Source organism: Novosphingobium sp. 9U, from assembly GCF_902506425.1.
GTDB lineage: Bacteria > Pseudomonadota > Alphaproteobacteria > Sphingomonadales > Sphingomonadaceae > Novosphingobium.
Genome location: NZ_LR732469.1, coordinates 941,696 through 953,314, shown reverse-complemented (window position 1 = coordinate 953,314; position 11,619 = coordinate 941,696). Strand labels below are relative to the sequence as shown.

The window sequence follows — 11,619 nt, the reverse complement described above, 5'->3', positions numbered from 1 at the left end:
CGGCGACTTCAAGCGACGCCACGCCGGCATCGACAACTCTGAACACGCGAAAAAGCCCGAGCGCCGAAGATCGGCGCTCGGGTTTCGTGCTCACATCTGGCGTATCGTCAGACGTTGTAAGCCTTCATGCGAACAAGACCGCGAGTCAACGACTTCTTGAAGTCGTCCGCGGGCGGGTTGATTGTGTCGAGCTCAAGCTTGGGCAGCCGCTTGAGCAATTGATTGAGACCCACCTGAAGCTCAAGCCGCGCCAGCATGTTGCCGACGCAAACGTGGGCGCCGCCGCCGAAGCTCAGCCCGCTGGTGCTGCCACGCGACAGATCAAGTCGGTCAGGATCGGGGAAGATCTTGGGATCGCGGTTTATTGCGCCCTGCAGCAGGAGAACGAACGTGCCCTCCTTAACCAGCTTGTCACCAACCATGGCGTCTGCATAGGGGGATCGCGAGAAGCCCTGCGCTGTGCTGTCGTAGCGAAGCAGCTCCTCGACGCCGCTGCGGATAAGTGTCGGATCAGCGCGGAGTCGCTCCATCTCATCACGGTTGCGGAAAAGACTATAGAGGCACAGCGAGAAGCTGTCGGTAGTGGTCTCATGACCAGCGATATACATGAGAAGGATGTTAGCGAGCAGTTCCGTCTCATCGACGTACTTGCCGTCATCGAAATCGATGATCATCGCTGAGAGAAGATCATCGCCGAGGTTCTTGCGACGCTCCTTCACGACATCGGCAAAGAAGTCGCGCAAACGCAGGAGCGCGGCATCAGCACGCGCCTTTACGTCTGGTGCTTTCTGAACCGACTCGATCACCGAGACGAAATCATGTACATCGTGCGCTATTGTCGCGGAATACTCTTCGGAAACCCCGAGCAATTCACTGATGACTGTCAATGGAATCGGGTAGGCGAACTGCTTTACTAGGTCGAACTCGGTCTGGTTTTGCAGGTTGTCGAGTACGGCATCGACGGCGCGCTCGACCATCGGCGTCATTTTCCGGAGCCGCTCGGGTCCCATGAACCAGCGCGAAAATAGTGGACGGACACGCTTATGATCCGCCCCGTCCATCATGAACATCATCTTGGTGATCATTTGGAAGTAGGGCTGCTCGCGCACTTGCTCGCCATTGCGGGAAACCTCCCGCAAAGCGAACCGCTGCCCGAAATGCTCGTCGTCGCGCATCACTGCGCGTCCTTCCTCATATCCGGTCACCAGCCAAGTCTTGGTCGGCTCATGCCAGAATACCGGATCGCGCTCGCGAAGCGCGTGATAATATGGGTAAGGGTCGACGAGCGGAGTGCGCGGATCGTAAAGATCCGCATCAACGTTTGATAGCACTGCCGAGCTGGAATCCGACATGGTCTCTCCTAGTGTTCTTTTGGCGGTCGTAAGCAGCCTGGCCGACCGGGGCGTCGCATCAAGATAGCCGCGGACGACACGCTTCCGCCATAGTTCGACAGGGCGCAGGCGCGGTATTACAGATGCACAATGGAGCCGCAGGCCGCCTACATCACATGGTCACGCTAATCTTCCCGAAGTGGCTGCCGCTCTCCTGGAAACGAAAGGCGTCGGCGATATCCGCCAACGCAAAGCTATGGCTGATCACCGGTTTGATACCCGTGGCCTCGATACCGGCGACAAACTCAGTCTGCTGACGCCGGCTGGCGACGACCACGCCCTTGATCTTCATCTGCTTGGAAAATATCGTGCTTATCGGAAGTGGCGCCTCACGGCCCGAGAGGGCTCCGATCACGACGATAACACCCTGCACGCGAACCGCCTGAATGGATTCCAGGATCGTGGATGCCCCGCCAACCTCGATAATCGCGTCAACACCGATGCCGTCAGTCAGCCGCAACACTTCCTTAGACCAGTCCGGGAAGGTGCGATAATTAATGACGTGGTCGGCGCCCATTCTGGTCAACCGCTCCAGCTTGGCGTCGGACGAAGAGGTAGCGATCACCTTCATGCCCATTGCCTTGGCGATCTGCAGCGCAAAGATGGAAACGCCGCCGGTTCCCAAGACCAGCAGCGTACCGCCTGGCTTGACCTCAGATTCATCCACGACCGCCCGCCATGCCGTCACGCCCGCAGTAGGCAGGGTCGCAGCTTCGGGTAGCGAGAGGTTACGCGGCGCTCGCGTGAAGTAGCCGGTGGGCATTGTCACATACTCGGCGGCGAAGCCGTCGACCCGGTCACCTGGCATGATCGTTGTCATCGGGTCCGGAGATCGGCCGTCGACCCACTCGGGCATGAACACGGAGATCACCGTATCGCCAACACTGAACTCGCGAACGCCCTCACCGACCTCAATCACCTCACCGGCCGCATCGCCCAGCGGCACGATCCCTTCAGCTGCTGGAAGTCCGCCGGTCACGATCCGAAGGTCGTGAAAATTTAAGGAACTTGCCACAACCCGCACCAGCATCTCGCCTTGACCGGGCCGGCGCGGTTCTCCCACATCGACGGTACGAAGCGTCGCGATGGTCGCGGGCTTGGCAATCTGGACGACCTTCATGATGCTACCTTCTCGAATTGCGGTGTTGGTGGAACCCGCGACGGACCTATCAGACTGGCGCGCCGACCTCTGCCGAGGAACTCAGGACTTCCTCAATGATCGATCGCGGTACGCCTGCCTCGACAAGGTAATGCTCGGTCTGCTCACCTAGATAAGGGCTGCGTCGATCAACACGCCCGGGCGTGTCCGACAGCTTTATAGGAACGCCAGCGATGCTGATCGGCGCACGCTGGGGCTGCTCCACCTCGACGATCATCTCGCGCGCTGCAAAGTGATCATTCGCAAATATTTCGGAGATGTTCAGCACAGGACCGAACGGCAGCTTTCCGCCGAGCTTCGCTTCGAGTTCATTCTTCGTGAACTGACGCGTGCGTTCGCTAATCAGGTCAATAAGCGCCAAGCGGTGTTTGCTCCGATCCCCATGACTTCCGAATCTGGAATCGGTCGCGAGTTCTGGCGCGCCGATCTCCTCACATAGCAGACGGAAGAAACTGTCCTGATGGGCAGCCACGGTGACGAAGCCATCGGACGTCGGATACATGCCGAAAGGACACAGGAACGGATGATGGTTGCCCTCGGGCCCTGGAACTTCGCCCTGGACGGAATGCTGCCAGACAGCGCGCTCGCAAATTGCAAGCACTGCATCGACCATCGAAACGTCGACGAACTGCCCCTTGCCTTCCCTCTGCGCACGATAAATCGCGGCAAGGACGCCAAAGCCCAACATCATGCCGGGCAGGATGTCGCCCACCCCGGGGCCGACCTTGGTAGGCGTCGATGCATCCGCGCCGGTTATGGCCATGATGCCACCCATCGCTTGCGCCACGACATCAAAGGCCGGCCACTTAGCAAACGGAGAAGCGCCCGTGCGCGGATCGCCAAAGCCCCTGAGTGCGCCGTAGACCAGCTTGGGATTGATCTCTCGCAGCACTTCGTACCCGAGGCCCAAGCGCTCCATCACACCAAGTCGAAAATTCTCGACCACTGCGTCCGCATCACGGACAAGCGCCTTGAATGCTTCCTTGCCTGCCGGTGTCTTCAGATCGAGACAGATGCTGTGCTTGTTGCGGTTGATGCTTTGGAAGTAGCCTCCGAGCAAACGCTCGGGATCGTCGTCGGCGAAGGGTCCCCCGGCGCGGGTCATATCGCCTTCGGGTGACTCGATCTTGATCACTGTGGCGCCATGGTCTGCAAGCATCATCGTGCCGTATGGACCAGCCAACATCTGGGTAAGGTCTAGCACGCGGATGCCGCGTAATGCCCCAAAGGTCTCATTATCTGGCATTCCGTGCTCCTGCACATTCACTTCAAGTCATATCGGGCACGTGGGCAGCGTCTTAGCTCTGCTCAGCCTTTGCAGCGCCCGCTTCGCAAACCTTGTGCTACGCGCCTCAAAAGTCTTCTTCCGCGAGCGCCATGATCGATCCAGCGCCGCCCTCGATCCGCTCACGCAGCGTCATGGCTTCCGGCACCAGTCGGTCGAAGTAGAAGCGCGCTGTGGCAATCTTCACGCGGTGGTAGTCCACGTCCTCACCGGCGTCGAGGTGGCGATGCGCGGCAACCGCCATGCGCAACCACAGCCAGCCAAGGGCAAGGTAGCCGACCAGTTCCATGTAGGAGTATGCCCCGGCTGCCGTCGCATTCGGATCACGCGTCATGTGTTTCGAAAGCCAGGACGTCGACTTCTCAGCGTCGGCTGCCAGTCTATCAAGTTTCTGAGCGAGATCGGGGAACGTGGCGCGGCCCGTGTTCGCTTCCTCCCTGACCATCGCCAGGAAGGCTCGCATTGTCTCGCCATCCCTCATGGCTACCTTGCGCGCCGCGAGGTCAAGCGCCTGGATCCCGTTCGCGCCCTCGTACAGCTTGGTGATGCGGGAATCGCGGACAAACTGCTCAGCACCAATTTCGTTGATGAAGCCGTGCCCCCCAAACACCTGCTGGCTGAGCGTCGTGCAACGATACGAGATGTCGGTGACGAAACCCTTCACGACCGGCGTCAGCAGCGACACGAAATCACGCGCCTGCGCGCGCTCTTGCGCATCGGGGCCGCGCTCGCCGCGGTCGACCTGCGCAATGGTCCAGAGACAAAGCGCACGCGACCCCTCGATCAATGCGCGGCACTCCAGCAGCATACGCCGCACGTCCGGGTGCACGATCAGACGATCGGCTTTGTGCTCCGGGTTGCTTGCACCAGTAGGCGCCCTACCCTGCCGACGCTCGCGCGCGTAGGCCACTGCGTGCTGATAGGCGGCGTCCGCCAAACCGAGCCCCTGCATGCCGACGTGAAGTCGAGCCATGTTCACCATCACGAACATGGCCGCCAGGCCGTTGCATTCCTCGCCAACGAGGAAGCCGGTGGCGTCGTCATAGTTCATGACGCAAGTCGCGCTGCCCTTGAGCCCCATCTTGTGCTCGATCGAGCCGCAGGCGACGCCGTTGCGCTCTCCGGCGTTGCCTGCAGCGTCAGGCAGGAACTTGGGCACTAGGAACAGTGACAGCCCTCTAACGTTGTCGGGGCCACCGGTTGTCTTGGCGAGAACCAAGTGGACAATGTTTTCGGTGAGGTCATGCTCGCCGGCCGTGATGAAAATCTTGGTGCCGCTGACGCTGTACGTGCCATCTTCGCGACGAGTGCCAATTGTCCGGATCAGCCCTAGATCGGTGCCGCAGTGCGGCTCCGTCAGGTTCATCGTGCCCGACCACTCGCCCGTGACGAGCTTCGGCAGGTACGCCGCCTTGAGTTCCTCAGACGCGCTTGCCAGCAAAGTCGTCGCGGCTCCGACGGAGAGCACGTTGTAGCATGCGAAGCTGAGGTTCGCGGCAACCGCGTACTCCTCAACGGCAAGCCAAATCGTGCGGGGCAGTCCTTGCCCGCCGTTTTCGACCGGCGCAATGAGCGTGGGCCAGCCGTCGGCCCTGTATCGCTCGAACGCTTCCTTGAAGCCAGTGGGAGTCGTGACCACTCCGCCTTGCCACGTGCAGCCTTCACGATCGCCAGACCCATTGATCGGCTCAAGTACCTCTGCTGCGAACCGACCAGCCTGTTCAAGGATAGCTTCGGCCGCGTCCGGATCCAGGTCGAACGACGGGTCTGCCTGCGAAAACAGATCAAAGCCGACGATTTCGGAAAGCACGAACATCGTATCTCTGACCGGAGCTTGGTACTGCATGATTGTCGTTCCGAACTTTCGTTTAGAAAGAAGATGTTGCTTCCTGCGCCTTGATGATGCTTATCAGAGCAGCCTCAAACACGAGCAAGGGGCTTGGTAGCTTATTACAACCCTGATGAGGCTGGCAGTGGGAGCAGTTTAGCTATCCCCATTGATTGTGCGGCCCCCATCGATCACAAGCGATTGCCCCGTCATGTAGCTTCCGGCCGCCGAGGCTAGGAACACTGCGGCACCACCTATCTCCGCTGGTTCGCCTGCGCGACGTAGCGGCGTCACCCGCTCGATTGCCTCAGACGCGTCCTTGCTTTCGTAGAGAGGCTTGGCAAAATCTGTCTTGATGATTCCTGGCGAGATTGCATTAATACGGACGTTATGGGGACCAAACTCGACTGCTAGGTTCCGCACGAGCTGCAGATCTGCAGCCTTGGTTATGTTGTACGCGCCGATCGCCGAAGAGCCGAGAGATCCTCCCACGGATGAGATAACAATGATCGACCCATCCTTTCGCTCGATCATCTCGGGAGCGACCATCCCGATCAGCCAATGATTGGATAGGACGTTGTTGTTGAACAACTTGACGAAGGTCTCGTCCGTAATTGATGCGAGTGGGCCGTAATGCGGATTGGAGGCCGCGTTGCAGACCAGCACATCGATTTTGCCGAAAACTCGACGCGTCTCATCAACGAGGTGCTGCAGATCCGATTTTGAAGAGATGCTGGCAGCAATCGCAACGGCTCGCCCTTCGCCGAGGTCGGCATTGATCTCATTCGCGACCAAGTCGCAAGCATCTTGCTTGCGACTTGAGATCACGACCTTCGCGCCCGCTTGAGCCGCGGCCTTCGCGATCGCACGGCCGATGCCCCGCGACGACCCAGTGACGACACATATCTTGCCGTCAAGATCAAATAGTTTCATCCCGAAACCCTTTAAGCTGGCGCTTTTGCCTTAGAACTTGATGCGTCCCTCGACGGTGAATGTGCGCGGCTCGCCTGGGATCAAGGTGTTTATCTGGTAAAGCTCGCCGGTGGGCAGACCGCCTACGTAATACACCTTTTTAAAGGCATTCTTCAGGTTGGCGGTCAAAGACCATCCATTTTCAGTGTTGTTTAGGCCAATACGGAAATTCGCAATCTCATAGCTGTCGATTGTCGTACCAAGGTTGTTGGTGGAACGCGGGAAGGTATAAGCCTTGGTCTGCGCGTAGACGTCGCCGTGCAGCTGGACTTCGAGATCGCCTGATACCGGCACAGTGATGTCGGCATAGGCAATCCCGGTGTAGCGTGGCGTATCCGGAACCTGGTCGAACACTTGCAGCTGGCCGTTGGCCGATACCGGCTTGGACAGGAAGTGGGAGTGGATGTAGTTGAAATTGCCACCAACTGTGAGCCAGGATGCCGGACGAAGTGAGCCATCGAGCTCAAGACCGTAAGCGCGGCCGCCAGGCACGTTTACCGTCACAGCGGCGGGTCCGTCGGCGGCCGAGAATGTGTAAGCGGTGCGCTGACTATCGACGATCCACTGATGGTAGAGCGCCAAATTTAAGGATAGCGGCATGTCCGCGACACGCCCGGCGAACTTTGCGCCGCCTTCCACATCAGTTACTCGCTCAGCGCGGAAGGCGTCGCCAGATACATCGGCGTAGCCAACCTTCGGCGCGGAGTTGCCGACAAAGCCGCCGCTCTTGTAGGCGCGACGGGTAACCGCGTAGAGAAACAGTTCCGGTGTAGCCTGGTACTGCGCACCGAATTGCCAACTGATACGGTTGAAGGTACGCGATTGATTATAATCGAACCCCGGAGGGGCAATACCCGATGGATCGTAGCTATTATCACCCGGGAGGAGCACCTTCTGCACCTTTTCACTTGTGTAGCGTACTCCTGCGGTCAACGAGAAGCCGCTGTCACCGAAGCGATAGGTCGTCTGCCCGAACCCTGCATTGGTGGTATTGCGCAGAATGAAAGCGTCGTTCGGCGTCTGACCTCCGAAGAATATGTCGAAGAATCTATTATCACGCACGGACGTCAGCTTCTCTTTTGAGAAGTAATATCCGACAATAAAATCTAGATTTCCGCCGATGTTGGTGCCAATGAGCTGAAGCTCGTTCGAGAACTGCTCCGTCTTCTCCCGATATCCATCATTGCTACCTTTCAAACCGGTTCCGCTTATGTCGAAAGGCGTCCCGTCCGATTCAAATGACGTCAAGGAGGACAGACTCGTATAGCCAAGAATGTTCTTGATTTTCAGAGTGTCGCCGAGATCGATGGTCGTGGCATTGGTCACAATTGCGTTTGATGCACGATAGTAATTGCGAGCGTTTGTATCGACGACGTAGGGTCCGCGCGTCTTTTGGTCGGCTACGACGCCTAGAAGCCCGGTCGAAGGGTGCCGTGGATCGGCGAAGTACGCGTCATAGAACCCCGCCGCTGCCGCGGCAGGCGCGCCGGTGAAGGCGGCGAGCGTGGCGATACCAGTTGCGCGGGCTTCGGGAGTAGCGTTGCCGGCGTAGAGGTACTGCAGAGGCACAAACGGAGGTGTTCCCGGCGTGGCAGAGGGAGGCAGGAGGCCTGTGATGACACCGATCATGCTGCCGCCCTTGGCATGATAATAGTCAATCACGAGCTCGTTATGAACATTCGGTCCAAATTCCGCGGTTAAACTCGGCCTGAAGCCGTAGCGCTCCATGTCACCTTCACGCGAGTCATCGTACAAGTTGTGCTGGTAGCCATGACGCTTCGACCAGAAGCCTGCGATACGGAACATCAGATCTTCGTCGGACAGCGGTACGTTCAGCATCGCTTCCCCCTTGCGCGCCGCGTAATTGCCGACGAGTGCACTGGCGTAGCCCTCAAATTGATCCACCGGCTTCGCGGTCGAGAACAGCACGGCGCCTCCGGTGGCACTCCGACCAAATAGGGTGCCTTGTGGCCCTTTAAGCACCTGAACAGACGCCAAGTCGTAGAACGCAGACGAGCCACCAGAACCGCCGATCTGCACTTCGTTGAAATATGGGAGGACGCCCGGACGCGTGCCGCTGAAGGCATCCTGGGAATTGCCGCGCATTGAGTAGTTCAGCTGGTCGGAACTAGTACCAGCCCTAACAGACAAGCCCGGAACGGTAACACGCAAATCCGCCTCGGAGTTCACCTGCGCTTTGGCAAGCTGCTCACCAGATACGACATTCACGGTGACCGGCGTCCGCGACAGCAGTGTGTCGCGCCGCTGAGCAGTGACAACAATGTCTGATGATGACATTGCAGTTTGACGATCGGGTGAGACTGCAGCCTGATTATCGGCTGCCACCTGCGCGAATGCAGGGCTAGCAGTAAATGCCATGAGGCTTGCGCCCGCAAGAATAGCCGCATCGAATTTGACTTTCATGTCACCTCAACCCTCAGTTTGTTCTTAAGCAATACAAGCAGCACGATCAAAGCAGCGATCTGATCTGCTCAGGTGAGCCGTGGGCAACTTAGGCGCACACCGGGTCCCGGACTGCCCGTTTGATGCAGCCACTCTCGTCCCGATCTCTAGTACAAGCGAGAGGCACCACGCTAGATATCCCGCTCATAATACAACCGTAATGACCGACAACTTTCCTTGATTGCAGCTGTGTGATCGAACACTCGCGGCGACAGCTTTTTTAGCGCCTTGGCGGTCCTCGCGTCCCGAGCCACGACCGCTAACTTCGCAAGTTGGAGAACAAGCATGCCCCAAATCGAGCGGCCTCGCCGCAGCGCTCTTTATCTTCCGGCATCGAACGCGAAGGCTCTTGCGAAGGCCAGGACCTTGCCTGCCGACGTCATAATCCTCGATCTTGAAGATGCCGTTGCCCCGGGGAGCAAGATTGAAGCCCGTCGGGCCGCCGTCGCGGCGACGCAGGAAGGTGGCTTTGGAACGCGCGAGGTAGCTATCCGCGCCAATGGCATCGATACGCCATGGGGAATGGATGACCTTGTTGCCATCGCCAGTTCCGGTGCAGCCGCAGTGCTTGTTCCGAAGGTTTCCTGTGTCGACGACATTGCACGCTATGAGGAAGTACTCGAGCAGGCCCCGGCTGAGATGCAGCTTTGGGCGATGATCGAGACATGCGCCTGCATTCCCCATCTTCACGAGATTGCTGCGATGGCTCGAACTTCGAGGTTGTCGCTGTTCGTGATGGGCGTCAACGATCTGGCGAAGGAGATGCGGGCGAAGCTCACGCCCGAGCGCACGCCTTTCCTTCCCTTCTTGTCGATGACTGTGGCCGCGGCTCGCGCGCATGGGATCACTGTATTGGATGGCGTTTGCAATGAGTTCCGCGACGCGGGGGTCTTCCGCCAGGAGGCGGAGCAAGGTCTGCTATTCGGCTTTGATGGAAAAACGCTTATCCACCCGGACCAAATCGCCGTTTGCAATGAGGTGTTCTCGCCATCGGTCGAGGAAATCGAGTGGGCGCGAGCGGTTATTGATGCATTCGCCCTGCCGGAGAACAGCGGCAAGGGCGCCATTCGCGTGAACGGCAAAATGGTCGAGTTGCTGCACCAAGAACAGGCGCGGCGCCTGCTGACGTTTGCCGAGCTGACCAGCCCTTCCGACATTTGAAGCAGTCTGCGTCGCGGAGCTTAAAACCATCGTAGCCTATGCTCGGAGCCGACCTGCTCGCAGGCAGCAGCGCGATATTCTTCGGGCACACAATGCTGGAGGTCCACCTTCCCAATTATATATGTAATCCCCGCCGTCTGTCGCTTCAATGTGTTTCTCATGAGTTAAGGGCGATGTTAGTCGCGCTGCTTAGCTGAGAAGGGAGACGGATCGCGTGGGAGCATTGGACGGGATCAGGATCATTGAGATCGCGGGTCTCGGGCCAGCACCGTTTGCAGGGATGATGCTGGCTGATCACGGCGCCCAAGTCATACGTATTGAGCAGCCAGGCAAACCCGGGTGGGACGTCGACATTTTGTCGCGTTCACGGGACGTCCTACAGGTCAATCTGAAGGCGCCCGAAGGGCGTGACATCGTCCGCCGACTTGCGGCGAAGTCTCACGGACTGATCGAAGGCTTTCGACCGGGCGTGATGGAACGGCTTGGCCTCGCCCCTGAAGTGCTGCTCGGCGACAATCCAGCACTTGTATACGGACGAATGACAGGATGGGGCCAGAACGGTCCTTACGCCCACGCTGCGGGACACGACATCAATTATATCGCGATGGCCGGCGCTCTGGCTCACATGGGGCGCCAAGGTGAGAAGCCGACCCCACCGATAAACTTGGTCGGGGATTTTGGCGGAGGCGGCATGTTGCTCGCTTTCGGGATGGTCACCGCACTCCTTTCCGCATGCCGTACAGGCGTGGGACAAGTTGTCGATTGCGCCATGGTGGACGGCACTGCCCTGCTAATGGCGATGACGTGGTCCCTCAAGGCGACGCAAGAATGGTCGGACGAGCGTGGGAGCAACCTGCTCGACACCGGCGCGCACTTCTACGAGGTCTACGAGTGTGCGGATGGCAATTACATAAGCGTCGCGGCCATAGAGCCGCAGTTTTACGCGGCGCTGCTGCGCGTCCTCGAGATGGATGCGGCACTTCGTGAGACACAGATGGACAGGAGCCACTGGCCCGAGATGAAGGCCCGATTTGCAGCCCGGTTCAAGGATCGATCTGCTGAAGAATGGTGCGCTCACCCCGAGGCCGCAGAAAGCTGCCTTGCGCCAGTCCTTACCATGAGCGAGGCGGCCCGGCACCCGCACAACGTCGCGCGCAGCACGTTCACCGAATTGGCCGGTGTCATTCAGCCAAGCCCCGCCCCGCGGTTCTCAGCAACACCAGCGGCGGCCCCACGTGCTTCGGATGATGACCGACTTACTTTATCAAGCGCCCTGCTCCGGGAAGTTGGATTAGAGCACGACGCAATTCACCGCCTACAATTGGGCGGCGTGATCGGCTGATCAGCCCAGGCCCATAAC

At 58.9% G+C, this 11,619-nt stretch carries 8 protein-coding genes; 2 read left to right on the top strand and 6 right to left on the bottom strand.

The annotated features are described in order from the left end of the window. Positions 1 to 107 precede the first annotated feature (107 nt). The 6 genes from GV044_RS04340 to GV044_RS04315 all read right to left on the bottom strand — a co-directional run bounded on the left by GV044_RS04340 (position 108) and on the right by GV044_RS04315 (position 9,059). Entirely contained in the window at positions 108 to 1,352 is a 1,245-nt protein-coding gene (locus GV044_RS04340) for a cytochrome P450 (RefSeq protein WP_159865950.1), read from the bottom strand. Positions 1,353 to 1,503: 151 nt separating this feature from the next. Further along, complete coding sequence (locus tag GV044_RS04335) at positions 1,504 to 2,511, bottom strand: NAD(P)-dependent alcohol dehydrogenase (RefSeq protein ID WP_159865947.1); 1,008 nt, start codon at positions 2,509 to 2,511, stop codon at positions 1,504 to 1,506. A gap of 49 nt (positions 2,512 to 2,560) precedes the next feature. Continuing rightward, positions 2,561 to 3,796, bottom strand: a complete 1,236-nt coding sequence (locus GV044_RS04330) for a CaiB/BaiF CoA-transferase family protein (protein WP_159865944.1) — start codon at positions 3,794 to 3,796, stop codon at positions 2,561 to 2,563. A gap of 106 nt (positions 3,797 to 3,902) precedes the next feature. Continuing rightward, positions 3,903 to 5,651: an acyl-CoA dehydrogenase C-terminal domain-containing protein gene (locus GV044_RS04325; RefSeq protein WP_236554693.1), complete on the bottom strand. Its 1,749-nt coding sequence runs from the start codon at positions 5,649 to 5,651 to the stop codon at positions 3,903 to 3,905. Between the two features lie 168 nt (positions 5,652 to 5,819). Beyond that, complete coding sequence (locus GV044_RS04320) at positions 5,820 to 6,596, bottom strand: SDR family NAD(P)-dependent oxidoreductase (RefSeq protein ID WP_159865941.1); 777 nt, start codon at positions 6,594 to 6,596, stop codon at positions 5,820 to 5,822. 30 nt (positions 6,597 to 6,626) lie between these two features. Continuing rightward, positions 6,627 to 9,059, bottom strand: coding sequence for a TonB-dependent receptor (locus GV044_RS04315; RefSeq protein ID WP_159865938.1), 2,433 nt, complete (start codon positions 9,057 to 9,059; stop codon positions 6,627 to 6,629). A gap of 324 nt (positions 9,060 to 9,383) precedes the next feature. Here GV044_RS04315 and GV044_RS04310 point away from each other — a divergent pair, with 324 nt between their 5' ends. Together GV044_RS04310 and GV044_RS04305 are read left to right on the top strand one after the other, a co-directional pair. Beyond that, positions 9,384 to 10,259 carry a CoA ester lyase gene (locus GV044_RS04310; RefSeq protein ID WP_159865935.1) on the top strand — a complete coding sequence of 292 codons (876 nt, stop codon included), beginning with the start codon at positions 9,384 to 9,386 and terminating at the stop codon, positions 10,257 to 10,259. A 214-nt stretch (positions 10,260 to 10,473) separates the two neighbouring features. Continuing rightward, entirely contained in the window at positions 10,474 to 11,601 is a 1,128-nt protein-coding gene (locus GV044_RS04305) for a CaiB/BaiF CoA-transferase family protein (RefSeq protein WP_159865932.1), read from the top strand. The last annotated feature ends 18 nt before the right edge of the window (positions 11,602 to 11,619 follow it).

What these genes read in the sequence shown, in the direction of transcription:
- GV044_RS04310 (WP_159865935.1), top strand. Translation starts at nt 9,384, where the DNA reads ATGCCCCAAATCGAGCGGCCTCGCCGCAGCGCTCTTTATCTTCCGGCA.
- GV044_RS04315 (WP_159865938.1), bottom strand. Translation starts at nt 9,059, where the DNA reads ATGAAAGTCAAATTCGATGCGGCTATTCTTGCGGGCGCAAGCCTCATG.
- GV044_RS04325 (WP_236554693.1), bottom strand. Translation starts at nt 5,651, where the DNA reads ATGTTCGTGCTTTCCGAAATCGTCGGCTTTGATCTGTTTTCGCAGGCA.
- GV044_RS04340 (WP_159865950.1), bottom strand. Translation starts at nt 1,352, where the DNA reads ATGTCGGATTCCAGCTCGGCAGTGCTATCAAACGTTGATGCGGATCTT.
- GV044_RS04320 (WP_159865941.1), bottom strand. Translation starts at nt 6,596, where the DNA reads ATGAAACTATTTGATCTTGACGGCAAGATATGTGTCGTCACTGGGTCG.
- GV044_RS04335 (WP_159865947.1), bottom strand. Translation starts at nt 2,511, where the DNA reads ATGAAGGTCGTCCAGATTGCCAAGCCCGCGACCATCGCGACGCTTCGT.
- GV044_RS04330 (WP_159865944.1), bottom strand. Translation starts at nt 3,796, where the DNA reads ATGCCAGATAATGAGACCTTTGGGGCATTACGCGGCATCCGCGTGCTA.